Origin of the sequence: Barnesiella sp. ET7 (assembly GCF_024733785.1) — a bacterium.
GTDB lineage: Bacteria > Bacteroidota > Bacteroidia > Bacteroidales > Barnesiellaceae > Barnesiella > Barnesiella merdigallinarum.
Window position 1 is genome coordinate 44409 of the sequence record NZ_JANRHM010000003.1, and the last position, 26025, is coordinate 70433.

Genomic DNA, 26025 nt, shown 5'->3' on the forward strand with positions numbered 1-26025 from the left:
TCAATCCTCCTCTTTAACCTCTTGTGCGGCGGCCGCAGGGTCGACTACGGTACCCTCTTTCAACAGGCCCGCACCCTCCGATACAATCACGTCGCCCGATTGCAAACCGCTCTCCACGATATACTCGGTGCCGTCGTTTATCTCAAATACCTCGATAGGAGTCGACACCGCTTTCCCGTCGACCACCTTGTAGGCAAACACACGGTTCTGTATCTCGTAGGTTCCGCCCTGCGGTATGACGATACACTGCTTGCGGTCGTAGGGTACAATCACATTGGCCGACCCGCCGCTCAACAGCCGTTTGTCCTTGTTGTCGAATACGGCCCGCAGGCTCACCGTGCCGGTGGTCTTGTCGATCATGCCGCTGATGACATCGACCCGACCCTTGGTCCCGTACACGGAGCCGTCGTTCAGCTCGAGCGACACCTCGGGGAAAGAGGCGAGGGCCTTGTCGAGCGACCCGTATTGCGCCGTGAGCGCGAGCACCTGTTTCTCGGTGAGGGAGAAATAGACATACATCTGCGAATTGTCCGATACCCGGATGAGCGGCTCGGTCATCGACGAGCTCACCAGTGCCCCGATACGAAACGAGGTCATGCCGGCATAGCCGTCGACCGGGCTCTTCACCTCGGTATACGAGAGGTTGTTCTGCGCATCGGTCAGTTCGGCCTGTGCCTGCTGCAAGGCAGCCTGTGCACTCTTGTACTCGTTCTGGGCCGTATGCAGTTCAAAGTCCGAAATCACCCGGTCGGCAAAGAGCAGCTCCTTCCCTTCCAGAGTCTGTTTGGCCGTAGCCTCGTTGGCCTCGGCCGTAGCCACTGCGGCGACCGCCTTCTGCAAAGCGGCTTTATAGGGCACCTGGTCGATAACAAAGAGCACCTCGCCCTTGCGCACATGGGCACCCTCCTCGACCAGCACCCGGGTGATGGTGCCCGATACCTGCGGGCGCACCTCCACATCTTGTTTACCTTCTATCACAGCCGAGTATTTCACCGAGAGCTGTCGGTCTTCCGGCTTTACCGTCAGTAGCGGATAAGTATCGCCGCTACTCTGCATGCCGGCCTTTTGCTGACATCCCGCCAACATGCCGGCACAGCACAAACCCCATACTAAAAATCTTTTTACCTTCATTTTTTAGTTAATTTTGTTATTTCCCGGTGTAAAAATAGATGGTGTTGTCCGGCTACTGCTTAGACAATCGGCGCAAGGACTTGTCCAAATAGCACCCCATTAGAATTTATTAGGAAATCGTATGTCTATTTGACGTATAGAATTGTAATTTAGAGACATTTTGCCCTATTTTTGTAACGATTTAATATCGTATATATCAATCGCACCATGACACAAAAAGAGTTATCCTCCCTCTTCCCGGAGAGTTGCCGGATAGGGAATCTGATTTTGCTTGTTTCTCCCGAACAGTTTTACAAATTGGAAGGTCTCACCATCACGGGCAACCGCATGTTTATGATGCTCTGCCAGGGAAGTATGAGCCTGACCCTCAACGACCGCCCCTACGAACTTGGAGCCCACTCCTATTTCGACATCATGGAGACCACCACGGCCCGCATCGACTCGACCTCGTCCGACCTGCGGGGATGGTGCCTCTTCATCTCGTTCGAGTTTGCCAGCGAATCGCTCAAGAATCTGCGCCCCGGCCCCCTGCACTACTCGCTCGAGCACCCCAACATACGCATCTGGCACTTCTCGCCGAGCGAAATCGACCGGCTCGAACTTCAGCTCAACCTTTTGAAAGAGACTATCGCCAACCCCTCGCACTACTACCGCCGCGAACTGGCCAGTGTCTACTTCAAGAGCTTCAGCCTCGAGCTGGGCAACTGCATGCTCTCGCACCAGGAGAACCCCAACGACATGCCGCCCTATGTGAGCAAGCGCGACTTTATCACCCTCAACTTCATGACGCTTGTCTCGAAACATTTTGCCGAGGAGCACCACATCGAGTTCTATGCCAACGCCCTCTGCATCTCGACCAAACACCTCACCCGGGTGGTGCGCGAGATGGTGGGGAAAACGCCTCATGCCGTCATCTGCGATGAAATTACGCACCAGGCCATGACCTTGCTCGAAGACGACCGCATCTCCATCGGGCAGATTGCCGAGCGGCTTCACTTCTCGGACCAGGCCTCCTTCTGCAAGTTTTTCAAGAAACAGAAACAGATTTCGCCCATGGCTTACCGCCGGCAGAACAAGACGAGCATCGAGTGACGGCTGACTACTTGCCGCCAAGACGAAGGAAAAGAGTGACGACCAATAAGCCTGTTCCCGGCACACGCCCTCCGGTCGATAGTTCGTTTTTCTGAAAAAAATCGTTACTTTTGTCTCGGGCCCGTACCGCGTGATATCCACGGACCCACAGGCTTATGAATCCGCTTATCTCCGTCGTCATACCGGTCTACAATGCCGAGCAGTTTCTGCCGGCCTGCCTCGACAGCGTGCTGCACCAGGACTACCCGTCATTCGAGATTCTCGTCATCGACGACGGCTCGACCGACGGCTCGGCAGCCCTCATCGACCGATATGCGGCCCGAGAGCCCCGCATCGTGGCCCTTCACCAGCGCAACGCCGGGGTATCGGCGGCCCGCAACCGGGGACTGACCGAGGCCCGGGGCGAATACATCGCCTTTGTCGATGCCGACGACCGCGTGACCCCCACCTATCTCTCCCACCTGCTCTCGACTCCAGCCGACCTGGTCATCGCAGGCATAACGCTGCTCCATGAGCCGTCGGGACGAACAGAGTCGCACGGGTTCGACCGCACCCGCTCGGCCCGGACCGACTGCGAACGGGGCCTCCTCTTTGCCGATGCCGAGATACACGACACCACCAAAGGGCCCTGCAACAAACTGTTCAGACGTGAGATTATCGAGCAGCACCACCTTCGTTTCGACCCTCGCTACTCCTATGGCGAAGACCACCTGTTTGTACTGGAATTTGTGAAGCACTGCCACTCGATAGCCCAAATCGCCCACACCGACTACCTCTATATTCACCGCCCCACGGCGGCATCGCTCACCCACCGGCTGCTCCCCTACAAGGCACTGTCGGCCTACGCCCGCGAGGCCTACGCTCTGCGGCAAGAGCTCATTGCCCGGCTCGGTATCGACAACCGGGAGTACGACCGCTACCTGCTGGAGGAGCGGGCGCACCTCATCTACCAGTCGATTTACGCCCTCTACTCGGCCGAGGGGCACTACCCCGCCGACGAACGGTGGGCCTTCATCGAGGAGGTCTACCGCTGCGACTACGACATGGTGACAACAGCTACCCGGCTGCCGCTGATATTCCGATTGATGAAAATCGCTTTACGCTGGAAAAGGCGGCCGTGGACCGACGGCACGCTGCTGCTCCTCTCGCGAGGGAAAGAGTGGATCAAGAAACATTTTTAAGAAATATTTTTAAGAAATCCGTTGGAGGACATCCCTATCGGCATCGGGCCCAGAAGTCGAGAAAACGCCGGGCCACCACCTCGTCGCGATTGTGTTTCACCACAAACTCGCGGCTGCGACGCGCCTGCTCGGGCAGACGTTCGGGGTGAAGCACCAGCTCCTCGAGCTGTGCCTCCAGCTTTTCGTCGTCGGGGATGGCATTGACAATCGGGTGGTTCTCCTTCTCCCCGATAAAATCGTAATATTCGGGCTCGGCCCCGCTCACCACCACCAGCCCCTGGGCCATCGCCAGCAGCGCGTTGGTAGCCGGCGTGTAGCTGTACAGCTGGTCGAGCACCACATGCGACGACCGCATCAGCTCTACATATTCGCGATAGGGACGGTTCTCGACAAAGACCAGTTCGCACTTGTCGGGGTGACGCTCGGCCACCCTTCGGGCGGCAGCCCACATGCGGTCGGTACCCTTCTCGACCATGCGGTCGCGGTGTACCCCCAGAAAGAGCTTTACCCGCGAGGGAATCTCGTCGCCGTGGGCCATCGTGAACGAATCGGTATCGATGGGGATGCCGGCATAGGCCAACCGTGAGGGGTCGACCACCCGGCGGCACGACTCGTTGTATTCATACAGGGCACTCACCACCCCCCGCACATGCTCATACACATAGCGGGTATAGTCGGTCAGTACCGGAGCTTGCCAGCGCCGAAGCTCGTCGGGCTGGGCCAGGGCAAGCGGCGAGGGCCGGTCGCCTATCTGCCACTCGGTATACCGCAACGCGCCCGACAGACAAAAGTCGATGTAGTAGGTATCGGTGCCCATGGCGGTGAGATAGACCGCCCCGTTCCTGGCAAGCAGGCGGTCGAAGAGCTGGCGTAGCCGGCAAGGCTGCAAGGAGGCGAATCCGGGGGAATTGATTTGTACGATGTCATACCCCTCCAACCGCGACCGCAGCAGGGTATTCAATTTAGCCCACAACAACAGCCCGCCCACCTTGTTCCTGAACGGACGCGAGGTGTCGATGTCGCGGGCCGTATTCATCCAACGCGACCCGTCGGAGGCCACCGTCACCTCATGCCCCATGCGCCGCAACGCCAGCGACAGGGCCCGGTGGTAATTGCTGTAATCGCCTGCCAACAATATCTTCATGCTTTCATACCCTCCTCGAAATACTATCTTCTTACTTGAAAAACGCCTGTTCGCCCCGCTTTATTGCATGGCACCTACAACAGCCTCCGTTTCAACTGCCAGCCGGCCAGAAGCACCCACATCGCCGTGGCTACCCAGGCCCCAATCGCCTGACCGCCCTGCCACAAAAGCAGCACGACGGCACACCCGGCCACACTCAGCCCCAACAGCCCGAATACCCGCAGGGGCACACGCAACCCGTACTTGACACGGCACAGCAGGTAGATACCCGTTCCTGAACAGAGATAGGCCAGCAGATAGGCTACCCCCACCCCGACCAGTCCCCACCGGGTATATCCCAACAGGTAGAGAACAAACATCAGCGAATCGGCCAGCACTTCGGTAATGAGGTAGAGGCGACCTGCCCCCTTGGCCAGCAGCACAAAGCTGACGCTCCACGAGAAGGCACGGAACAGCATGCCCAGGGCCGCCCACGAGATGTATCCCCCGATTGCCAGGAAATCGGCCGTATATAATATATGTATAATCAGCGTTTGCAGAACGATAAAGAGCGAGATGAAAGGCACCAGTATCAGCAGCGAGGTCTCGACCTGCCGCGACACATGCTCCGAGAGCAGAGCCCGGTCTTCGCAAACGACCGAAAGCCGGGGGTAATACTCCATCGACATGGCCGTGAAGACCAGCCCCACATATTGCATCACCAGCGTGTAACCGGCCTGGTAGTACCCCACCTCGCCGGTGCCGCTGTGGCTGTTGAGCCAGGCCACGAACAGATAGGAGTAGAGCGTGGTGATGAAGCCGCTCACCGTCATGTAGATGCCCAGTGCGGCGATGCCCCGCCCCTGACGGTAGGTCTCGCGCCAGTCAATCGAAACCGGCTCGATTTTCATGCGACGGCCCAACAGCACCGTCACCAGAACGATGGCAAAGGTGTGGGCGACAATAGCGGGCACGATGCCCGAGATGCCGTAGAAGTAGAACAACGGCAACGACAGCAGCAGTGCCAGCACCGACCCCAGCACCGAGCAACGGGCCAGCACCCGCAGGCGGTTCGAGGCCTGAATGATGGCCCGCTCACCCTCGGTAAGTGCGGTAAACAACAGCGTGCACGACAGGAAGACAAAACCCCAGATGTGTTGCGAGTCGCCAAAGGTGTAGCGACTCAGCACCGGGGCAAAGGTGAGCATAAGCACCGCCCCCAGCAGACCGGTGAACCACACCCAGCGGCGCACCACCTTCACCAGGCTGGCAAACCGGGAACGGTCGCCCGACTTGAAGGCCCGCGACAGGTCGCGCACCGAACTGGTGCCGATGCCCAGCCGGGTCAGGGCCGAAATCATGTCAACCGTGTTGCTATACAACCCGATAATGCCTACCCCCTCGGCACCCAGCCAGATGGCTACCAGTTTGGTCTTGATAATCGAACAGAGGATGGTGAACACCTGCGTCCCCCCGAAAAGGCCGGTAGCCTTCACGATGGTGCGGTATATCTTCTTGTCCTCCCCGCTGTTCATGGCTGGTTATAAAATTATCTCGTAAATGTTATAGGCGACGGCCCGACATCCGAACCCCTCCTTCTGGGTGATGAGCCCCTCGTTGAGGTAGTGGCCCATATCCTCGGTCGACTGCCCGAAGTCGAACCACTTGCGGTCGGCAAACACCTCGCCGATGATTTTCCCATAAAGCAGGTCGAGGGCTCCCGAGCTCTTCCCCTCATGCGAAGCCGAGGTGTACTGGGCATGTGCCACGATACCTGTGTCGTAGATGACACTGCCGGCCAGCACCTCGTTGCCGCGCATCGTCACCAAGTGACGGATGCGGTCGGGGAAACGGCTGTGCAGCAATTCGATTTCGGCCAGCGAGTGGACCGGCTTCACGTGGAACCGCTCCTGCAGATTGGCCTCCAGAATGGCCCAGAAGGGGGCGAAGTCGGTCGTCTCGACCACCTGCAGTCCGGCCTGCTCGGCCTTCTTGATGCGGCTGCGGCGGTCGGCCCGGAAGCGCAGCGGACGATCCTGCTGCACGGTCGACGAGATGTTGCATCCCACCCACCGGGCATTGAGCCGGAAGAGGGCGTAGAGGTCGGCCTCCGACGGATAGCGGTGATAGATATGGGGCACGCATTTGTAGACCCACTTGACAAAACGCTCCTTGCGCAGGAAGTCGGCAATGAGCTGCATGATTTCGAGCACCTGCACCGTAGTGTTGCGGGTGGTCACGATGAGCCCGCCATAGGTGAGGCCGGCGTGCGAGTAGAGCACGTCGCCCTGGCGGTTGGCCGGCAACAGGGCCAGCAGTCTGTTATCGTCGTAGACCAGCAGCGAGTAGTCGCTGAAGCGGTCGGCATGATACTCCATGTACTCCCGCAGAAACAGGAAAGTCCCGTTCGACGACTCGTTGACAAAATCGTTCCAATCGCGGTGATAAGCCGCCGTATACCGGTGTATCTCCATGCCCATACCTTTTTCGTTTTTACAGATTAAGCCACGACTCGGGGTTCAGCTTCGTACGCTCTTTCCAGAGCTGGAAGGTGAGGATGGTGCGGTTGCCATCCTGCGAGTCGGAATAGATTTTACCCAGGTTCTGCCCGGTCTTCACCTTCTCGCCGGCCCGTACATAGACCTCGCTCAGGTTGGCGTAGATGGTCAGGTAGTTACCGTGCCGCACAATGATGGTACTGTTGTATCCCGGGGTAACGAAGATGCGCGATACCACCCCGTTGAAAACGGCCCGAGCCTTGGTACCCGGTGTAGTCTCGATGTCGATACCGCTGTTTTCGGTCTGCACGTAGCGCAGTTCGGGGTGCTGCTGACGACCGAAGTGGGCCACAATCTTGTAGCTGCCCGAGAGGGGGAAGGGCAGTTTGCCCTTGTTCTTCTCGAAGCTGCCCGAGAGGGCCAGCTCCTCCTTGGTCATCTTGTAGCCCTTGGTCGAACGCTTGGCGGTCGAGGTCTGCCCATCGGCCTTGTTGGCGCGGTCCGACGACTTGCGCTCCTCCTCGGCAATAAGCTGTTCGAGCTTGCGGTCGAGAGCCTCGGCCTGTTTCCGCTTGCGGTCTATCTCGCGTTTCAGCTGTTTCTCCTGTTTCTTGAGACCGGCAATCAGGTTGCGCTTGCTGCTCTCCTGCTTCTCCAGCACATTGGCTTCGGCGCTACGCTCCTTGAGTATGGCATTCTTCTCGGCCATGCTCTTGGCCAGCTCCTTCTGCAACTCCTCGAGCTGCTGCTTGCGCTCGGCTATCTCGGCTGCCTGCCGCTTGCGCCAGGCCGAATACTCCTTCAGATAGCGGGCCCGCCGATACGACTGGCTCAACGACGAGGCCGAGAAAATGAACATCAGTTCGTCATACTCCGACCGCCGGTGCCCCATGCGCTTCACGGCATTGGCATAGCTGCGCTTCTTGGCCGTCAAATCCTTCTGCAGCAGGTAGATGGTATCCTTGACCGCCCGCTGCTTGCGGTTGATGACGGCAATCTCCTTGTTGATTTTGGCAATCAGATTGCGTTGCTGCTTGATTTCGGCCGTGATGCTGTTCAACTCGTTGAGCGAACTCTTGGCGCTGCGCAGCGTCTTGTCGAGCTTTTTGTTGGTCTCGTTCAGCTCCTTCAACGTCTGCTCCCGATTGCGGCGCAGCTTCTCCATCTCGAGGGTCTGGGCGAAGAGAGTCGAAGCCCCCAACCCGATGATGCAACATAAGACTAACCACCTTTTCATATCGACAACTCCTTTAACAACTGCGTAGCCGAAACTCGCGTATACCTCGACAAGTCGAGCTTCTCGATGCTTACCTTCCCGTTCCAGGCAATCGACGAGGCGTCATAGCCCAAATTGAGCGACAACGGCAGACTCAACCCCGTGAGAGACAATTGCATGGTGGTGGGGAAGTTGTCGCTCGTCCCCTGCTTGACAAAGTCGGCATAGTGGCACACAATCGACTTGCTGCCATCGGCCGAACTCAACTGCGTCGAAAGCAGCTTCGTGCCGTTCAGGTCGAACCGATAGCCGAAACGGGTATCCTGACTGCGGGGTTGCAACGACCACCGCGACGACCCCGACTCGATGACCTCGAAGTCGTCGATGCGACAGGCCGACGAGCTACTGCCCAGCAGGAAGATGCGCCCCAGCAGGGCATCCTGCACCGTGGCCAGCGAGAGCTCCTGCGAGAGCCGCGCCCCTATCGAGGCCAGCGACTCGCCTACGTACCGGCGCTGCATCTTGTCGATGACAAAGAGGCTGTCGCGCGTCATGTAGAGCCGCGCCACCTCGATACCCAAAAAGACTCGCACCGAAATCTGCAACGACTCACCGCGCACCATGCGCACCTGCGTGTTCGTGCTCAGCGAGCCCCCTTTGCCCAGCCCCACATCGGCCGACCCCTTCGCCGAGAAGGTGGTCCACTCGGGATACGATGCCATGAGGGTCTCGAAATTGTTACGCACCTCTCGCGACACCGGCTGGTGGGTGGCCAGCTCTTTTCCCCCTTTACAGCCTGCCAGCATCGACAGCAACGCGATACAGACCGCTACGTATATAGGTTTCATTTCTCAATATATTTCTTTTGCTCGATTTTCTCTTTCAATACATCGGCCGACTCGCTCCCCAGGTCGAGGGCCTTTTGCCAATAGGTCACCGCCTCGTCCAGCTCGCCCAGCATGGCCAGTATGTCGCCGTAGTGTTCATACAGTTCGGCACTGGGTTCGGGGCTCTTGTCGATGGCATTCTTCATGTAGAGACGGGCCAGCGAGTAGTCGCCCTTCTTGAAAAATATCCACGCATAGGTATCGAGGTAGGTGGCGTTGTCGGGTTCGGCTTTCACCGTTTGGGCACTCATCCGTTCGGCCTTGTCGAGGTCGCGCCCTTCGACGGCCAGGAAATAGCTGTAATTGTTGAGCACCGGTATGTTCGAGGCGTTGTACGACAGCGCCAGGTCGTACATGGCATAGGCCTTCTCGCGGTCGCCCGACGAGTGATAGACATCGCCCATCTGCCCGTAGAAGAACGACTTCGTGCCGTTGTCGCCCTCGTCGACATAGGTGAGTCCCGTCTCGAGCATCTCGAGCGCCTCGGCATAGCTCTTCGTCTGCGTGCTGGCTACCGCCACATACATGTAAATATCCTTCTGGTCGGGCACATACTGTATGGCCCGCTTGCCCACCCGTATCACGTCGGCATACTTCTCCTGATAGAGATACAGCCCGATCAGCTGCAACCAGTTCTCGGGGTTGGAGGGGGCCAGGTCGGTAGCGATGGCATACTGCTCCTCGGCCCGTGTAAACTCCTTGCGGCTCGACAGGTACATGCCGAAGAGCCGGTGCACCGGCTCCTCCTGCGGATATTGCTCGAGCATCTCGGCAAAGAGCGAATCGACCCGATTCAGCTCCTGCTTCTTCTTCATCAGGTCCACGATGTAGGTGCTGAAGATGTTCAGCTTCGTATCCACGTCGATATGACGGTTTATCAAGGCATTCCGTATCTCGTTGTTGTAGGCGATGGAGTCGCCCTTCTTCTCGTAATAGCCGGCCTTCGACAGATAGACGTAGCCATTCTCGGGCTCCACCTCCAGAGCCCGGTCATACATGGCCAGGGCCGACGAGTCGCGCCCCGCCTCGAGGTAGATGTCGCCCAACAGCCGCATGTAGTCGGTATTCTGGGGGAAGGTGCGTTGCAGTTTCTCGGCCTCGGAGACCATCGCATCCATATCGCCCATGTGCTCGTAGAGCTTCAGCTTCTCGATGGTGATGGGGGCCTTTATCCCCATCGACGACTCCAGACTGTCGTAGCAGGCTACAGCCGATTTCAGGTCGCCCTTGGCGGTATAGGCTTCGGCCAGGGCCGAATTTATTTCACCCTTGTCGGGATTCTGTTTGAGCAACCGCGACCAGATGCGAATCGCCTCGTCGTGCTGTCCGCTCTGTTGCGAAAAGTTGGCATAAACCACGTTGTACCAATAGTTTTCGGGGTGTTGCTCGGCGGCATAGCGCAGGTCGCCGCGAGCCTGGTCGTAGAGACCCAGACGCAGGTAGTAGGGAGCCAGAAAGAAACGGGCAGCCGCACTGGCGGTATCGATTTCGGCGGCCCGGCTCATCAGGTCGAAAGCCGCATCGTCGTGGTCGAGAGCCTTCTGCCGCTCGGCCTCGAGGTAAAAGTATTCGAACTTCTGGCGCTCTTCGGCCGAGAGTTCACCCTCGCCGGCTCCGCTTCTGTGCAGGGCACAACCGGTCAGGGCAACACACCACGCTACGCACAGCAGCGCTATCGTTCCATATTTTCGCATGCTCATCATCCTCATCATAACTTCGTCCAGAGGCTTTTTATTTCACACCCGTATGACCGAATCCACCGGCTCCGCGCTCGGTCTCGTCGAGCGACTCGACCTCGTCCCACTCGACCCGGCAATACTCCTTCACCACCATCTGGCAGATGCGCTCGCCATCCTCAATGGTAAAGGGCTTGTCCGATACGTTGAGCACAATGATGCCCACCTCGCCCCGATAGTCGGCGTCGATGGTGCCCGGCGTGTTGGGTATGGTGATGCCATGCTTCAGCGCCAGCCCGCTGCGCGGCCGTATCTGCGCCTCATACCCCTCGGGCAGGGCGATATAGAGACCGGTGGGGATGAGCTTGCGCTCGAGGGGAGCCAGGGTGACCGGCTCGGACAGGTTGGCGCGAATATCCATACCGGCCGAAAACAGCGTGCTGTACGAGGGTAGCGCGTGATGCGACTTGTTGACTATCTTGACAGAGACCTTCATCGGAATATACGTTTATAAAGAATACTTATTTTCACTCTTTTAATCTGCGAAAATAACGAAATCCTATCAATAAAGCACCCTATTTTTTATATTTTAATGCGATACCCGTCCAAAGGGGGCCGAGTTTTTTGCCGCTTCGCAATATTTTATCTCTCTTTTTTACTACATTTGCACAGATTGTTGACAAGAATCCATAAACATGCAAGCCAAGGATACCCCCACCCAAATGCACTGGGACCGCCTCATCACCTCCAAACGCTTCGGCATGGAGAAATACCACGACGAGCGGCACCACACCCGCACCGACTTTCAGCGCGACTACGACCGCCTGGTCTTCTCGGCACCCTTCCGTCGCCTGCAGAACAAGACTCAGGTATTCCCGTTGCCGGGCAGCATATTCGTGCACAACCGGCTCACCCACAGCCTCGAAGTCTCGTGCGTAGGGCGCTCGCTGGGCAACAACGTGTCGTCTACGCTCTCCGAGAAATACAGCGGCGAGCCCTGGTGCCACAAGCTCAACCACCTGGGGGCCATCACCTCGGCGGCTTGTCTGGCCCACGACCTGGGCAATCCCCCCTTCGGCCACTCGGGCGAACGGGCCATTGCCACCTACTTCTCCGAGGGGAACGGGCAGGTGCTGAAACAGGAATTGAAAAACGAGCACCACTGGCAAGACTTCACCCACTTCGAGGGGAATGCCAACGCCTTCCGCCTGCTCACCCACCAGTTCCACGGCCGGCGTCCCGGCGGCTTTGCCCTCACCTACTCGACTCTTGCCTCGATTGTGAAATATCCCTACTCGTCCATCCAGTCGACCAAGCGGGGCAAGTCGGGATTCTTCACCTCGGAGAAGGAAGATTTCCTGCGCATCGCCAACGACCTGGGCATGCTCCCCGAGGGCGACAGCGGCGAGCGTTACCATCGCCACCCGCTGGTCTATCTGGTCGAGGCGGCCGACGACATCTGCTACCAGATTATGGACATCGAGGATGCCCACAAACTGAAGATTCTCACCACCGAAACGGTGAAGAGGCTCTTCCTCGACTTCTTCGACCCGAAGCGGCAACAGCACATTCTCGACGTGCTCAAGGTGGTGACCGACCTCAACGAGCAGATTGTCTACCTGCGCTCCTGCGTCATCGGCACCCTCATCGACGAGTGCTCGGCCCTCTTCTGCCGCGAAGAACAGGCGTTGCTCGAGGGGCGCTTTACCGGGGCTCTGGTCGACCACATCTCCGACCGTCCCTGCCAGGCCTACCGCAACTGCGCCGCCACGGCGATGGAAAAGATTTACAAATCGTCCGACGTGCTCGACATCGAGCTGGCCGGTAACCGCATCATATCGGTGCTGCTCGACAAGTTTCTCGATGCCGTGCGATTCCCCGACAAGGCCTACTCGCGCCTACTACTCAACAAGGTACCCGAGCAATACGAGATGCACGCCCCCACGCTCTACGGCAAGGTACAGGCGGTCATCGACTACATATCGGGCATGACCGACGTCTATGCCCTCGACCTCTATCGCAAAATCAACGGCATGAGCCTCCCCTCGCTTTAAACACGAATACACGCATGAAAAGATTCTGCACGATACTCCTGCTCCTTCTCTTCGTCCCCCTGCTGCGGGCAGTCGAATATACCCCCGCCCAAGTGCCCAACGTGCACCAGACCGACGGCCGGCGGTTTGTAAGCAACCCCGACGGGATACTCTCGCCCGAGACCGTCGACACGCTCGACCGCACGCTCTTCGGCCTGCAAGAGGCCACCACCAGCGAGGTGGCCGTCGTGGCCCTGCAGTCGATCGGCCAGGCCGATACCGACCTCTTTGCCACCGAGCTCTTCACCCAGTGGGGCATCGGCAAAAAGAACGACAACGGCCTGCTCGTGCTGCTCGTGCTCGACCAGCGGCGCATCACCTTCCGCACCGGCTACGGGCTGGAGGGGGTTCTGCCCGATGCCATCTGCAAGCGCATCCAGTCGCGCTACATCCTGCCTCGCTTCAGGGAGGGCAACTACGACCAGGGCATGATCGACGGTATCACGGCCGTCTCCCGCATACTCACCGACCCCGCCGCGGCCGAGGAGATTACGGCAGCTCCCCAGGTTCAGGGGATAGAAATCGACTGGGGAAAGATATTCAACGGCTACATTACCATCTCGCTCATCGTCTCGCACATCCTGCTCTTCGCCATGCTGTGGATAGTGGCCCGCTATGCCCGCAAAGGACCCTACGAACAGTACAAGCGGCTGGTGGCCTTCCGCCCCTTCCTGCTTGTCGGCAGCTTCATCTTCCCCTTCTTCGTGTGGCTGCTCTACGGAGGGCTGAACCGCCGGCTCAAACGGCTGCGCAACAAACCCCGCAAGTGTGAATCGTGCGGCGGCACCATGCGCAAGCTGAACGAAGAGGAGGACAACCTCTACCTCACCCCGCAGGAGAATACCGAAGAGCAACTCAACTCGGTCGACTACGACGTGTGGCTCTGCGACCAGTGCGGCAACACCCTCGTCTATCCCTACGAAAACCAATTCACCCAATACCAGCGGTGCCCCTACTGCCACAGCCGGGCCTACAGCCTCGAAGGCGACCATATCCTGCGCCGGGCTACCGCCGTAAGCACCGGACTGGGCGAGAAGCGCTACATCTGTGCCCATTGCCACAAGATAGACCGCAAAGTCTACATCATCCCCGTCGTTGCAGCGGCCACCATCATTGGCGGTTCGGGCCGGGGCGGAGGATTCGGTGGAGGCGGTTTCGGCGGCGGATTCGGTGGAGGCTCCACCGGCGGCGGCGGTGCCTCGTCGGGCTGGTAGTGCTTCGGTCTCCTCACGCATCAGACAATCATCATTCATCACTTAAACATACCATGAACATGAAAAAATCGCATCTTCTGCTCACTGCGCTGGCCATAAGCTCGCTGACCGCCTGCAAGACGACGCCGCAAAGCCCCGTATCCCTGCAATGGGAGATGGGCGAGAACCAAGAGGAACCCGGATTCTACGGGAGCACCTTCACCCTCGTCAATACCTCGGACAAGCCGCTCGAAACCGGATGGGAAATCTACTACACCCAACTCTCGCCCCGCCAGGTAAAGAACTACGAAAACTCACCGGTGACAATCGAGATGGTCAACCCCGGATACTACAAGATGACCCCTGCCGACTCGTGGCAACCGCTTGCCCCCGGCGACTCCATCGCCATACACTACCTCAACAGGGGTATCCTCACCCAAACCCAATTTACCCCCAAGTCGCCCTTCTTCGTGCAGAGCGACGACAAGCCGATATCCATACCCCTCACCATCGCGCCCTTCACCCGTGAAGCACAGTGGACCGTTCCCGACCGGGTGGCTCCCCCTTACCCCGACGGGGCTACCTGCTATGCCCAGAACGAAGCGCTCCAGACCGACTACACTCCGCAAACCTACGACATGCTGCCCTCGCTCAAAGAGGTGACCCCGCGCACGGGGGTGTCGGTTATCTCCGAGAACATCTCGCTCAGCGTCGAGGAGGGTTTTGCCAATGAAGCTCGCCTGCTGGTGCAGGAACTGGAAAAGATAGGTTACCACGTCACCGACAACGGGCAGACCGTCATCGCCCTCTGCCACTTCGCCAAAAACACCCAGGCCCGCAACGACGAGCACTACCGGCTCGATGTCCGCGACAACTACATCACCGTCAGCGGGGCTACGCCTCACGCCATCTTCAACGGCTCGCAGACCCTGCTCTCGCTGCTGAAGCGGCAGAACATCCCTGCCCGGCTCGACAACGTAGCCATCGACGACTACCCCGACCTGCTCTACCGCGGCATGATGCTCGACATCGCCCGCAACTTCACCCGCAAGGCCGACCTCTTCAGGCTGATTGACCTGCTGGCCTCGTACAAAATCAACACCTTCCACTTCCACTTCAGCGACGACGAAGCCTGGCGGCTCGAGATTCCCGGACTCGAAGAGCTCACCTCGGTGGGGGCGCACCGCGGGTTTACCCGCGACGAGAGCCAATGCCTCTACCCCAACTACTACGGAGGCTGGAATCCCGCCGATACCACCGCCACAGCCAACGGCTATTATACCCGCCAGGATTTTATCGATTTGCTGCAATATGCCGCCAGCCGTCACATCACCGTTATCCCCGAAATCGAGTCGCCGGGACATGCCCGCGCAGCCATCGTTGCCATGAAAGCTCGCTACAACCGATTGAAAGACAGTGACCCCGAGGGTGCCAAAGAGTACCTGCTCTCCGAGAAAGCCGATACCTCGAAATATGTCTCGGCCCAAGCCTATACCGACAATGTGATGAATGTCTCTCTCCCCTCGGTCTACCGCTTCATGGAAAAAGTGAGCGACGAGATTATCGCCATGTACCGCGAAGCCGGTGTACCGCTGGCCGCTATTCACATCGGTGGCGACGAAGTACCCCACGGCTCGTGGGAAGGGTCGCCCTCTTGCCAGCGGTTTATGAAAGAGCAGGGTATGACCCACCCGCACCAACTGGCCGAACACTTCCTCGACCAGGTATCGGCCATGCTGGCCGGGAAAGGTGTAAAAGTATCGGGGTGGCAGGAGGTTGCCCTCAACCACTCACCCGAGCTGAACGCCCGAATCGCACCCCGCTTCGACGGTGTATACTGCTGGCGCACCACCGGACGCAGCGACATAATACCCTACACCGTGGCTAATGACGGATATGGCGTGATTCTCTGCAATGTCAGCAATTTCTACCTCGACTTGGCCTACAATTCCCACAAAGACGAGCCGGGACTCATCTGGGGTGGCTATGTCGACCAATTTGCCTCGTTCAACATGCTCCCCTACAACATCTACTGCTCGGCCCGCACCGATATGGCCGGCAACCCCAAGAATCTCAAGAAGGCCCACCAGGGCAAGGTGGCCCTCCAGCCACAGGCCCGCCCCCGCATCAAGGGTATACAGGCGCAGCTCTTTGCCGAGACACTGGGCAGTTTCGAACAGGCGCAATACTACATCTTCCCCAAGATTTTCGGCCTCGTAGAGCGCGGCTGGAATGCCACCCCCGACTGGTCGCCCACCCCGACCGACGACAAAGAGGCTCTTTATGAAGAGGCCCGTGCCATCTACAATGCCAAGATTGCGGCAGTCGAAATGCCTCGCCTCGCCCACGAAGGGGTCAACTTCCGCATCCCCCAACCCGGTGTGCAGATTGTCGACGGCAAGCTCTATGCCAACTCGCCCATCCCGCAAGCCGAGATACGCTACACCACCGACGGCAGCGAGCCTACGGCCGAGTCGCCCCGCTGGGAGGAACCCCTCGACTGCCAGGCTCAAGTTGTCAAGGCCCGACTCTTCTACCTGGGGAAAGAGAGTCTCACCTCTACCTTTGTCAACAACGACTGACCTCACGTCGACACCCCATAACAAGACAGCCGCACGGAGCACTCCATGCGGCTGTCGGTCATTTATAAACAATACAAATTTCAATACGGGCAGAGCCCTTTCTTGAAAACCACGGGGCCTGTTTATTGCTTGTGTGCCAGCAGATACTCGGCAATCTGCACGGCATTCAGGGCAGCACCCTTCTTAATCTGGTCGCTCACGGTCCAGAAGGTCAACCCGTTGGGGTTGGATATATCGCTGCGGATACGGCCTACATACACCGGATCGCACCCGGCCTTGAAGAGCGGCATGGGGTATACGCGATTCTCGGGATCGTCCTCGAGCACCACACCCGGGGCATGGGCAAAAGCCTCGCGGGCCTCGGCCACCGATACGGAACGCTCGGTCTCTACCCAGATGGCTTCGGAGTGAGCCCGCATCACCGGCACACGCACGCAGGTTGCGCTCACGGCTATATCGGAGTGCATAATCTTGCGCGTCTCGTTATACATCTTCATCTCCTCCTTGGTATAGAGGTTGTCGGTAAAGACATCGACCTGGGGAATGAGGTTGTAGGCCAGTTGGAAGAAGAACTTCTCGACCGTGGGTTGCTCGCCGACCACGAGTTGCTCGAACTGTTTCTTCAGCTCGGCCATGGCCGATGCACCGGCACCGCTGGCAGCCTGATAGGTAGCCACATGCACCCGCTTGATGTGCGAGAGGGCCTCGATGGCATTCAGGGCCACAACCATCTGTATGGTGGTGCAGTTGGGGTTGGCGATAATTCCGCGGGGACGCACGAAAGCATCGTCGCCATTCACCTCGGGGACCACCAGAGGCACGTCGTCGTCCATGCGGAAAGCACTCGAGTTGTCAATCATGATGGCGCCGTAGCGGGTAATCGTCTCGGCAAACTCTTTCGAGGTACCGGCACCGGCCGAGGTGAAAGCAATATCCACGCCCTTGAAATCGTCATTGTGCTTCAGCTCCTTGACTACAACCTGTTTACCCCTGAAGGGATAAGCACGTCCTGCACTCCGAGAGGAACCGAACAACAACAGTTCGTCGATCGGGAAATTCCGCTCGTCCAAAACTCTTAGGAACTCTTGTCCGACAGCGCCACTGGCGCCCACAATAGCGACTTTCATCTTCTTATATGGTTTATGTTTCAAAATCTCGTTTAATCCTGTTCTCCAAAAAATTGGCACAAATATACAACTATTTAGGTAAAACCATATCAAAACGTAATAATTATATTCTTCTCACTGCATTTTAGATATTTGCGACACTTTTCAAACAGAAGGAAGCGTATGGCTTGCAAGAGCGAACTTTTATTTGTATTTTTGTTGCATATTTACAGTTTCAGCATCTCAAAATTACAGAGTCATGAGCAGCATTACTTCTCTACCGATTGAGAATCCGGTACTGATTTTCTTTATTGTACTGGTTATCATCCTGCTTGCGCCCATACTCCTCAACCGCATACGGGTTCCACACATCATCGGACTCATCATCGCCGGGGTTATCATCGGGCCCAACGGCCTTAACCTGCTGGCCCGCGACAGCAGTTTCGAAATATTCGGCAACGTAGGTATCCTCTACCTGATGTTTTTGGCCGGTCTCGAAATCGACATGAACGATTTCAAAAAGACCCGCAAAGACGGTATAATCTTCGGTCTCTACACCTTTCTCGTCCCCATGATTCTGGGTACGATTACCAGCTACTACACGCTGCATCTCGACCTCATGACCTCGATTTTACTGGCCAGCATGTATGCTTCGCACACACTCATCGCCTATCCCATCATCAGCCGGTACGGAATCTCGCGCAGCCGGGCCGTACCCGTGACGATTGCGGGCACGATTTTCACCGTATTGGGAGCACTCATCATTTTGGCGGTCATCTCGGGCATGGTGCGGGGCGACCTCACCGAGTTCTTCTGGCTCAGACTGTCGGTCAACATCGCCATCTACAGCGTGGCCATCCTCTACATCTACCCGCGGCTCACCCGCTGGTTCTTCAAGAACTACAACGACAACGTCACCCAGTTCATCTTCATTCTGGCGCTCGTCTTCCTTGCCTCGTACATGGCGCAGGTCATCGGGTTGGAGGCCATCTTGGGAGCTTTCTTTGCCGGCATCGTACTCAACCGGTTCATTCCCAATGTATCGCCGCTGATGAACCGGCTCGAATTTGTAGGCAACGCGCTATTCATTCCCTATTTCCTCATCGGGGTAGGTATGCTCATCGACTTGCGGGTTATCGTCAGCGGCACCGATACGCTCATCGTCGCCATCAACATGTCGGTTGTCGCCACCCTGTGCAAATGGATTGCCGCCTGGCTCACCCAAAAGAGTTGCCACATGACAAAGATAGACCGCAAACTCATCTTCGGGTTGAGTAACGCCCAAGCCGCTGCCACACTGGCCGCCGTGATTATCGGTCACGACATCGGGCTATTCAACGAAGAAATCCTCAACGGCACCATCGTGATGATTCTGGTTACCTGCATCATCAGTACGCTGGTCACCGAGAAAGCCGCCCGCCAAATGGTCGTCGACATGCAGAACAACGAACCGAAATCTTCCAAATCGCCCGTACAGAGCGAACAGATACTGATACCCATCGCCAACCCCAGCACCATCGAGAACCTCATCAACCTGGCCCTGCTGCTCAAGTCGCCCCAAAAGCGGACTCCCCTCTATGCCCTGCATGTGACCGACGACAGCAAGACGAGCAACTACCGCTCGCAGTCGATTCTCGAGTTTGCCGGTAAAGTAGCCTCATCGGCCGATACCAAACTGATTCCCATCGCCCGGTACGACATGAACATCACCAGCGGCATCATCCACACCATGAAGGAGCGGAACATTACCGAGGTCGTGCTGGGTCTGCACCACAAGGCCAATATCGTCGATACCTTCTTCGGTGCCAAAATCGAGTCGCTGCTCAAGAACACCAACAAGATGATTCTCATCTCGAAGTGTGTAAACCCCATCAACACCATTACCCGCATCGTCATCGCCGTACCTCGCAAGGCCGAATATGAAACGGGCTTTGCCCGATGGATAGACCGGATAGCCAACATGGCCAAACAGATAGGCTGCCGGGCCATCTTCTATGCCTATGCCGAGACTATCCCTTACCTGAAAGCCCGGTTGAGAGCCGGTCGATACAACATCCGCAACGAGTTTGAAGTGCTCGAGAACTGGGACGATTTCATGCTCTTGGCCAATGTAGTGCTCGACGACGACCTTTTCATCGTCGTGAGCGCACGTCCCACTTCGGTCTCGTTCAATGCCGACGCCGACAACATTCCCTCGTTCCTTTCGAAATACTTCGTCGACAACAACCTTATCGTACTCTATCCCGAGCAGTTCGGTACCGCCGAGCCGGCCCCCGCTTCGTTCATGGAACCCATGTCGCACGACATGCTCAGCCACTCCGAAATTCTGGGTATCGAAAAGATTTTCCGACAACTCATCGCCTACAAAAAACGGTGGACCCACCGCAATCGCAAAAAGAAAATCGAATTGTAATACCGGCAAGGTTACCGCCCTACCATCCCTTGTGCCTGCACTCGCACCCGACAAAGAGCGGATGTGCCATTGGTTTTCGTCTCTACCGGATTGAAGTGTCGCAGCACGGCGTTCCAACGTCCCGGTATAGATACGCCGCGGGCTGCACCCGTTCCACTCCTCAAACGCATAGACAACTATTTGGGAACCACCCAACAAAAAAAGAGAGACTCGTAAGTCTCTCTTTTTTTATGCTACCATAAAATAACTTCTTTATTTTACTTGGTCGGCCAACTCGGCACCAGCTTTGAATTTAACCACTTTCTTGGCAGCGATAGTGATTTTTTCTTTAGTTGCCGGATTGATACCTGTGCGAGCAGCTTTCTCTGCAACGCCAAAAGTTCCAAAACCAATAAGAGCCACTTTGTCCCCTTTTACGAGTGATTCCGAAACTGCTTCTACAAAAGCGTCCAATGCCTTCTTTGCGTCAACTTTGCTCAAACCGGCTTTTTCGGCCATAGCATTGATAAGTTCAGTCTTGTTCATAACATGTATAATTAAAAGTTAAGTAATAATCTCCCTGAAGAGCAGCACGGCAAATGTAAATATTAAAATGATATAGTGCAAACAATAAAGTAAAAAAATATAATAAAAGTCGCTATTTTATAATATAACACACCCATATTTGAGTAAATCCTTGAAAAATCACTATTTTTGCTTGCAAAATCAGGGGATAATCTGTTTTATGTCTTAGACTACAAGGCAGTTACCCTCGTCAATAAAAGAACGATTATTTATGCAAAACAGATCTTTTTTGGGATCGATACCGCCCGTCACGCTCAATCTTATCATCATCAACTTCATTGTGTGGCTGGCTGCGTTGACCCTGCCCAAAATTGCCGGCATCGACTTGAATTATCTGCTGGGATTGCACTACATCGAAGCCGACGATTTCAACGTCATTCAGTTGGTCACCTACATGTTCCTTCACGACACGAACAGCTTCGACCACATCTTCTTCAACATGTTCTCGGTCTTCATGTTCGGCCGTACACTCGAGGCGGTGTGGGGTGGCAAACGGTTCATCTTCTACTACCTCACCACCGGTATAGGAGCCGGTCTGATACAGGAGCTGGCCTGGTATTTCGAACTGCATTCGGCCATCGACGCTACGGTAGCCCAGTTGGGCTGGGACCAAACCTCGATGCTGCTCAACCAGTTTGTTACCGTGGGAGCCTCGGGAGCCGCCTTCGGTATCCTGCTCGCCTTTGGCATGTTGTTCCCCAACGCGCCGCTCTTCATCCTGTTTATCCCCATACCCATCAAGGCTAAATATTTTGTTATCTTCTACGGCCTCCTCGAACTGATATTCGGTATCAGCGGCACCATGAGCGGTGTAGCTCACTTTGCCCACCTGGGAGGCATGCTCTTCGGATTCTTCCTCATACGCTATTGGAAAAAGAAAGGAATAGGCGGTGGCGGCTTCTATTTTTGACAACCTCAAGCGGCAGTTCGGGCAAGGCTCGGTACTGCTGAAACTCATCTATATCAACGTAGCGGTGTTCCTGCTGCTACGCATCACGGGGGTTGTACTCCTGCTGTTCAACATCGACCTCTCGATTGTGCTCCCCTACATCGAGATGCCCTCCGATCCCTATGAGTTTATCACCCATCCGTGGACTCTGCTCACCTACATGTTCGTACACTACGACGTGTGGCACATCCTCTTCAACATGCTGTGGCTCTACTGGTTCGGGCAGATATTCCTCACCGCCTTCGGCGAGAAGCAGATGGTGGGGCTCTACCTGTGGGGCGGCATTGCCGGCGGACTGCTCTACCTGCTCTCGTACAACCTCTTCCCCTATTTCGAGGGAAAGCAGGGGCTCATGTGCGGAGCCTCGGCCTCGATTATCGCCATCGTGGTGGCTACCGCCTTCCGCATGCCCGACTATAAAATCAACCTGCTCTTTCTCGGGGCTATCTCGCTGAAATACATTGCTATCGTCACCATCCTCATCGACCTGCTCAGCGTCACCTCGGCCAACGGCGGCGGACACATTGCCCACCTGGGCGGTGCCCTGCTGGGCTACTGGTTCATCGTGCGTTGGGAGAAGGGAAAAGACCTCACCGCTCCGCTCAACCGACTCATCGACCGCATCGTGACGGCTTGCAAGCCGCGGCCCCGTATCCGTGTGAAGCGCCCCTCGGCCCGCACCGCCTACCGCACCTCGTCACGACCCGAAACCGATATGGAATATCGGGCCCGCAAAAAACAGGAGAACGACGAGATTGACGCCATTCTCGATAAAATCAAGAAATCGGGGTACACCTCGCTGACGGCCGAAGAGAAAAAGCGGCTCTTCGAGGCCGGGAAAAAATAACCGGGATATGAAACATGTCGTCAAAATCATATTACTGATACTCAATACCCTGTGGGGATTACTCCTCATCATGGGAGCCTACTCGGCCTACTGTCCCACCCGCGTGGGCATTCTGCTCGAGCTGCTCTTTCCCCTCAACCTCTTCGTGTGCGTGGCCTTTCTCTTCGTATGGCTCGCCTATAACCCGCGCTATATCTGGGTACCCGTGGCGGCCCTGGTACTGGCCTGGGGAGGCATAGCCCGCTACTGCCCCATACACAAGCCCCAGCCGCCCGACAACAGCACACCGGGCTTCACGCTGATGACCTATAACGTCTATTTCCTGCTCGACTACGAGGGGAGCGATACACCCCAAAACCGCACCATCTCGTTCCTGCTGGCACAGGATGCCGACCTGGTGTGCCTGCAAGAGGCGCCCGAACTGGCCGACCCCAACCCCGGCCTGAAGGTTGCGCAGGCGCAAATCGACAGCATCCACGCACGCTATCCCTACCGGATACCCACGAGCCACGGCATGAACTTCCTCTCGAAATATCCGGCCCGACTGCTCTTCGACACCGTCTACTCCGAATCGAGTGCCGTAGCAGCCTATCGGGTACAGATAGGCGAGCGCGAGGTTACCGTCGTCAACCAGCACATGGAGTCGATTGGGCTTACTCAAACCGACAAGGAGCTCTACCACGAGATTACCGCACACCCCAATACCGACTACCTCGACGAGGTGAAGAAGCATCTGCTCTCCAAACTTGTCAATGCGGCCCGGGCCCGCAACAAACAGGCCGACCTCACGGCCGAGAAGGTCGAGGAGCTCGCCGGCAACGTAATCGTGTGCGGCGACTTCAACGACTCGCCCCTCTCCTATGCCGTGCGCCGGTTCCGCCGCATGGGATTCCGCAACGCCTACAACGAACTGGGTCTGGGGCCCGGTATCACCTACCACGCCAACCGGTTCTGGTTCCGCATCGACCACATTCTCTACAAGGGCAACATGGAGGCGCGTTGGCTCGAACGGCTGCGCTACAAGAGTTCCGACCACTACCCGCTCCTGGTACGATTTGCCTGGGAGCCCCCTGCCGAAATTCATTAACACAGTAATATTATACCACATGAAAAAACTTTTAGTCACATCGTTAACCGCTCTTATGATGATTTCCTGCAATCAAAAAGAGAATCCGCTTTTGGGCGAATTTAACACTCCGTTCGGCGTACCGCCGTTCGACCAGATCAAGACCGAGCACTACATGCCTGCTTTCGAAGAGGCTATCAAGCAACACGATGCCGAAATCGAAGCCATCGTCAACAACCCCGAGGCTCCTACCTTCAAGAATACCATCGAGCCTCTCGAATTCAGCGGCCTGCTGCTCACCCGGGTAAACCTCATCTTCAGCAGCCTTACCGAAGCCGATACCAACGACGAGCTCCAGGCAATCGCCAAGGAGATTTCGCCCCGACTCACCGAGCACTACGACAACATCTCACTCAACGACAAGCTGTTCCAGCGTGTCAAAGCGGTATATGACAACCGCGAAAACGAGGGTCTCGACGCCGAACAGATGAAAGTGCTCGAGAACCACTACAAAGATTTCGTACGGGCCGGCGCCCTCCTCTCCGAGGCGGCCAAGGATACCCTGCGCGAAATCAACAAGGAGCTGGCCATGCTCTCGATTCAGTATGGCGACAATGCCTTGGCCGAATCGAATGCCTTCCAGCTGGTAATCGACAACGAGGCCGACCTGGCCGGACTGCCCGAAGCCGTAGTGGCTGCCGCTGCCGACGAGGCTGCCGCCCGCAACCTGGCCGGCAAATGGGTATTTACCCTCGACGCTCCCAGCCGCATTCCCTTCCTCCAGTATGCCGACAACCGCGCCCTGCGCGAGAAGGTTTACAAGGCCTACATCAACAAGGGCGATAACGACAACGAGCACGACAACAAGGCTCTCGTGTCGAAGATTGTCAACCTCCGCCTTAAAAAGGCCAATCTGCTGGGCTTCAAGACCTACGCCGACTTTGCCCTCGACGACCGCATGGCCAAGACCGACGAGAACGTGAACAACCTGTTCAACCGTGTGTGGGAATATGCCATCCCCCGGGCCAAGGAAGAGGTGGCCGACATGCAGAAGATTATCGATGCCGAAGGCGGCAACTTCAAACTGGCTCCCTGGGACTGGTGGTACTATGCCGAGAAGGTACGCAAGGCCAAATACGACCTCAACGAAGATGAGCTGAAACCCTACTTCAGCCTCGACAACGTGCGCGAAGGGGCCTTCATGGTGGCCAACAAGCTCTACGGCATCACCATCACCGAGCTGAAGGATGTGCCCGTATATCACCCCGACGTGCGTGCCTTCGAAGTGAAGGATGCCGACGGCAAACACCTGGCCGTGTTCTATACCGACTACTTCCCCCGTCCCAGCAAACGGGCCGGTGCCTGGATGTACAACTTCCGCGAAGCCTATGTACAGGATGGCAACGAGGTGCGCCCCATCGTCTACAACGTAGCCAACTTTACCAAACCTACCGGCGACACGCCTGCCCTGCTCACCATCGACGAGGTACAGACGCTCTTCCACGAGTTCGGCCACGCCCTGCACGGCATGCTCACCCGCTGCCACTACCCCTCGGTAAGCGGTACCAACGTAGCTCGCGACTTCGTGGAGCTGCCCTCGCAAATCAACGAGCACTGGGCTACTCATCCCGAAGTACTCAAACTCTACGCCAAACACTACAAGACGGGTGAGGTGATTCCCGACTCGCTCATCGAGAAGATGGAGGCCGCTTCGAAATTCAACCAGGGCTTCACTACCACCGAGCTCATTGCCGCTTCGATTCTCGACATGCGCTGGCACGAAATCAGCGAAGCCAAAGAGTACGACGTACGCCAGTTCGAGAAAGAGGTAGCTCAATCTATCGGTCTCATCGACGAGATTACCTACCGCTATCGCAGCACCTACTTCTCGCACATCTTCACCAACGACTACTGTGCCGGCTATTACAGCTACACCTGGGCCGAGGTGCTCGATGCCGATGCCTTCGATGCCTTCATCGAACACGGTATCTTCGACCCGGCTACCGCCAAAGCCTTCCGCGAAAACATCCTCGAGAAGGGTGGCAGCGAAGACCCCATGAAACTCTACCGCCAATTCCGCGGTGCCGACCCCAACCCCGACGCACTGCTCCGTAACCGCGGTTTGAAATAATACACGAATAAGCTCATTCGACCTGCAAGGGCTGCCTGGTAAAAATCGGGCAGCCCTTGCTATATTTGTATTATCTTCAAAGGGGCCAGCATAAAAATCAAGCGAGCTTGTTTTTCTGCCTTCGACTTTCATTATCTTTTCATAAGAAAGGATGCGGTTCGGCATGGTCAAATTTGAAAACAAGGTTTTCATTTGCCTCTGCTCTCACCTTTCACTATCTTTGTAGAAGATAAGATTCGGTTCTGCATAAAGTTCAAGTAAACTTGACTTTCTGCTC

The 26025-nt window shown here is 56.7% G+C and carries 21 protein-coding genes; 10 read left to right on the plus strand and 11 right to left on the minus strand.

Annotated elements, in window-relative coordinates; all coding sequences use genetic code 11:
- Nucleotides 1-1131, minus strand: a complete 1131-nt coding sequence (locus NW211_RS02695) for an efflux RND transporter periplasmic adaptor subunit (protein ID WP_258326823.1) — start codon at nt 1129-1131, stop codon at nt 1-3.
- 207 nt (nt 1132-1338) lie between these two features.
- Here NW211_RS02695 and NW211_RS02700 point away from each other — a divergent pair, with 207 nt between their 5' ends.
- Nucleotides 1339-2223 carry an AraC family transcriptional regulator gene (locus tag NW211_RS02700; RefSeq protein ID WP_258326824.1) on the plus strand — a complete coding sequence of 295 codons (885 nt, stop codon included), beginning with the start codon at nt 1339-1341 and terminating at the stop codon, nt 2221-2223.
- Between the two features lie 155 nt (nt 2224-2378).
- Nucleotides 2379-3404: a glycosyltransferase gene (locus NW211_RS02705; RefSeq protein ID WP_258326825.1), complete on the plus strand. Its 1026-nt coding sequence runs from the start codon at nt 2379-2381 to the stop codon at nt 3402-3404.
- A gap of 34 nt (nt 3405-3438) precedes the next feature.
- Here the strand turns inward: NW211_RS02705 and NW211_RS02710 are convergent, their stop codons facing one another.
- The 7 genes from NW211_RS02710 to dut all read right to left on the minus strand — a co-directional run bounded on the left by NW211_RS02710 (nt 3439) and on the right by dut (nt 11300).
- The gene (locus NW211_RS02710; RefSeq protein ID WP_258326826.1) at nt 3439-4548 is read right to left on the minus strand and encodes a glycosyltransferase family 1 protein; all 1110 of its coding nucleotides are present in this window, start codon (nt 4546-4548) and stop codon (nt 3439-3441) included.
- Nucleotides 4549-4622: 74 nt separating this feature from the next.
- Nucleotides 4623-6062, minus strand: coding sequence for an oligosaccharide flippase family protein (locus NW211_RS02715; RefSeq protein ID WP_258326827.1), 1440 nt, complete (start codon nt 6060-6062; stop codon nt 4623-4625).
- Nucleotides 6063-6068: 6 nt separating this feature from the next.
- Nucleotides 6069-7001 (minus strand): GNAT family N-acetyltransferase, encoded by a 933-nt coding sequence (locus NW211_RS02720; protein WP_258326828.1) that lies wholly within the window; start codon nt 6999-7001, stop codon nt 6069-6071.
- A gap of 19 nt (nt 7002-7020) precedes the next feature.
- A complete protein-coding gene (locus NW211_RS02725; RefSeq protein ID WP_087408000.1) occupies nt 7021-8262 on the minus strand; it encodes a murein hydrolase activator EnvC in 1242 nt (413 codons plus the stop codon).
- Nucleotides 8259-9089 (minus strand): DUF4292 domain-containing protein, encoded by an 831-nt coding sequence (locus NW211_RS02730; protein ID WP_258326829.1) that lies wholly within the window; start codon nt 9087-9089, stop codon nt 8259-8261. The genes NW211_RS02725 and NW211_RS02730 overlap by 4 nt, the downstream gene beginning before the upstream one ends.
- Nucleotides 9086-10840 (minus strand): tetratricopeptide repeat protein, encoded by a 1755-nt coding sequence (locus tag NW211_RS02735; protein ID WP_258326830.1) that lies wholly within the window; start codon nt 10838-10840, stop codon nt 9086-9088. Before NW211_RS02735 ends, NW211_RS02730 begins: the two co-directional genes overlap by 4 nt.
- A 19-nt stretch (nt 10841-10859) precedes the next feature.
- Nucleotides 10860-11300: a dUTP diphosphatase gene (gene dut, locus NW211_RS02740; RefSeq protein ID WP_087407997.1), complete on the minus strand. Its 441-nt coding sequence runs from the start codon at nt 11298-11300 to the stop codon at nt 10860-10862.
- 226 nt (nt 11301-11526) lie between these two features.
- Here dut and dgt point away from each other — a divergent pair, with 226 nt between their 5' ends.
- From dgt to NW211_RS02755, 3 genes are read left to right on the plus strand one after another with little or no spacing between them, the layout of a single operon-like run.
- Nucleotides 11527-12858, plus strand: a complete 1332-nt coding sequence (dgt, locus tag NW211_RS02745) for a dGTP triphosphohydrolase (protein WP_087408046.1) — start codon at nt 11527-11529, stop codon at nt 12856-12858.
- A gap of 14 nt (nt 12859-12872) precedes the next feature.
- Nucleotides 12873-14111, plus strand: a complete 1239-nt coding sequence (locus NW211_RS02750; RefSeq protein ID WP_087407996.1) for a YgcG family protein — start codon at nt 12873-12875, stop codon at nt 14109-14111.
- A gap of 59 nt (nt 14112-14170) precedes the next feature.
- Complete coding sequence (locus NW211_RS02755; protein ID WP_258326831.1) at nt 14171-16672, plus strand: family 20 glycosylhydrolase; 2502 nt, start codon at nt 14171-14173, stop codon at nt 16670-16672.
- 122 nt (nt 16673-16794) lie between these two features.
- Here the strand turns inward: NW211_RS02755 and NW211_RS02760 are convergent, their stop codons facing one another.
- Nucleotides 16795-17799, minus strand: a complete 1005-nt coding sequence (locus tag NW211_RS02760; protein ID WP_258326832.1) for an aspartate-semialdehyde dehydrogenase — start codon at nt 17797-17799, stop codon at nt 16795-16797.
- 238 nt (nt 17800-18037) lie between these two features.
- Between NW211_RS02760 and NW211_RS02765 the strand changes: the two genes are divergently transcribed.
- The gene (locus NW211_RS02765) at nt 18038-20191 is read left to right on the plus strand and encodes a cation:proton antiporter (RefSeq protein ID WP_258326833.1); all 2154 of its coding nucleotides are present in this window, start codon (nt 18038-18040) and stop codon (nt 20189-20191) included.
- Between the two features lie 11 nt (nt 20192-20202).
- On the opposite strand, the gene NW211_RS02770 is transcribed toward NW211_RS02765, so the two are convergent.
- Both NW211_RS02770 and NW211_RS02775 read right to left on the minus strand, forming a co-directional pair.
- Nucleotides 20203-20361 carry a hypothetical protein gene (locus NW211_RS02770; protein ID WP_258326834.1) on the minus strand — a complete coding sequence of 53 codons (159 nt, stop codon included), beginning with the start codon at nt 20359-20361 and terminating at the stop codon, nt 20203-20205.
- An 82-nt stretch (nt 20362-20443) separates the two neighbouring features.
- Nucleotides 20444-20716, minus strand: coding sequence for an HU family DNA-binding protein (locus NW211_RS02775; protein WP_087407993.1), 273 nt, complete (start codon nt 20714-20716; stop codon nt 20444-20446).
- 250 nt (nt 20717-20966) lie between these two features.
- Between NW211_RS02775 and NW211_RS02780 the strand changes: the two genes are divergently transcribed.
- Genes NW211_RS02780 through NW211_RS02795 form a run of 4 tightly spaced genes read left to right on the plus strand, consistent with a single transcriptional unit; the run spans nt 20967 to nt 25748 of the window.
- Nucleotides 20967-21665 (plus strand): rhomboid family intramembrane serine protease, encoded by a 699-nt coding sequence (locus NW211_RS02780; RefSeq protein WP_258326835.1) that lies wholly within the window; start codon nt 20967-20969, stop codon nt 21663-21665.
- Complete coding sequence (locus NW211_RS02785) at nt 21646-22551, plus strand: rhomboid family intramembrane serine protease (RefSeq protein ID WP_258326836.1); 906 nt, start codon at nt 21646-21648, stop codon at nt 22549-22551. Before NW211_RS02780 ends, NW211_RS02785 begins: the two co-directional genes overlap by 20 nt.
- Nucleotides 22552-22558: 7 nt before the next feature.
- Nucleotides 22559-23638 (plus strand): endonuclease/exonuclease/phosphatase family protein, encoded by a 1080-nt coding sequence (locus NW211_RS02790; RefSeq protein WP_258326837.1) that lies wholly within the window; start codon nt 22559-22561, stop codon nt 23636-23638.
- 19 nt (nt 23639-23657) lie between these two features.
- Nucleotides 23658-25748: a M3 family metallopeptidase gene (locus NW211_RS02795; RefSeq protein WP_258326838.1), complete on the plus strand. Its 2091-nt coding sequence runs from the start codon at nt 23658-23660 to the stop codon at nt 25746-25748.
- The last annotated feature ends 277 nt before the right edge of the window (nt 25749-26025 follow it).

What these genes read in the sequence shown, in the direction of transcription:
- NW211_RS02695 (WP_258326823.1), bottom strand. Translation starts at nt 1,131, where the DNA reads ATGAAGGTAAAAAGATTTTTAGTATGGGGTTTGTGCTGTGCCGGCATG.
- NW211_RS02700 (WP_258326824.1), top strand. Translation starts at nt 1,339, where the DNA reads ATGACACAAAAAGAGTTATCCTCCCTCTTCCCGGAGAGTTGCCGGATA.
- NW211_RS02705 (WP_258326825.1), top strand. Translation starts at nt 2,379, where the DNA reads ATGAATCCGCTTATCTCCGTCGTCATACCGGTCTACAATGCCGAGCAG.
- NW211_RS02710 (WP_258326826.1), bottom strand. Translation starts at nt 4,548, where the DNA reads ATGAAGATATTGTTGGCAGGCGATTACAGCAATTACCACCGGGCCCTG.
- NW211_RS02715 (WP_258326827.1), bottom strand. Translation starts at nt 6,062, where the DNA reads ATGAACAGCGGGGAGGACAAGAAGATATACCGCACCATCGTGAAGGCT.
- NW211_RS02720 (WP_258326828.1), bottom strand. Translation starts at nt 7,001, where the DNA reads ATGGAGATACACCGGTATACGGCGGCTTATCACCGCGATTGGAACGAT.
- NW211_RS02725 (WP_087408000.1), bottom strand. Translation starts at nt 8,262, where the DNA reads ATGAAAAGGTGGTTAGTCTTATGTTGCATCATCGGGTTGGGGGCTTCG.
- NW211_RS02730 (WP_258326829.1), bottom strand. Translation starts at nt 9,089, where the DNA reads ATGAAACCTATATACGTAGCGGTCTGTATCGCGTTGCTGTCGATGCTG.
- NW211_RS02735 (WP_258326830.1), bottom strand. Translation starts at nt 10,840, where the DNA reads ATGATGAGGATGATGAGCATGCGAAAATATGGAACGATAGCGCTGCTG.
- dut (WP_087407997.1), bottom strand. Translation starts at nt 11,300, where the DNA reads ATGAAGGTCTCTGTCAAGATAGTCAACAAGTCGCATCACGCGCTACCC.
- dgt (WP_087408046.1), top strand. Translation starts at nt 11,527, where the DNA reads ATGCACTGGGACCGCCTCATCACCTCCAAACGCTTCGGCATGGAGAAA.
- NW211_RS02750 (WP_087407996.1), top strand. Translation starts at nt 12,873, where the DNA reads ATGAAAAGATTCTGCACGATACTCCTGCTCCTTCTCTTCGTCCCCCTG.
- NW211_RS02755 (WP_258326831.1), top strand. Translation starts at nt 14,171, where the DNA reads ATGAAAAAATCGCATCTTCTGCTCACTGCGCTGGCCATAAGCTCGCTG.
- NW211_RS02760 (WP_258326832.1), bottom strand. Translation starts at nt 17,799, where the DNA reads ATGAAAGTCGCTATTGTGGGCGCCAGTGGCGCTGTCGGACAAGAGTTC.
- NW211_RS02765 (WP_258326833.1), top strand. Translation starts at nt 18,038, where the DNA reads ATGAGCAGCATTACTTCTCTACCGATTGAGAATCCGGTACTGATTTTC.
- NW211_RS02770 (WP_258326834.1), bottom strand. Translation starts at nt 20,361, where the DNA reads ATGCGTTTGAGGAGTGGAACGGGTGCAGCCCGCGGCGTATCTATACCG.
- NW211_RS02775 (WP_087407993.1), bottom strand. Translation starts at nt 20,716, where the DNA reads ATGAACAAGACTGAACTTATCAATGCTATGGCCGAAAAAGCCGGTTTG.
- NW211_RS02780 (WP_258326835.1), top strand. Translation starts at nt 20,967, where the DNA reads ATGCAAAACAGATCTTTTTTGGGATCGATACCGCCCGTCACGCTCAAT.
- NW211_RS02790 (WP_258326837.1), top strand. Translation starts at nt 22,559, where the DNA reads ATGAAACATGTCGTCAAAATCATATTACTGATACTCAATACCCTGTGG.
- NW211_RS02795 (WP_258326838.1), top strand. Translation starts at nt 23,658, where the DNA reads ATGAAAAAACTTTTAGTCACATCGTTAACCGCTCTTATGATGATTTCC.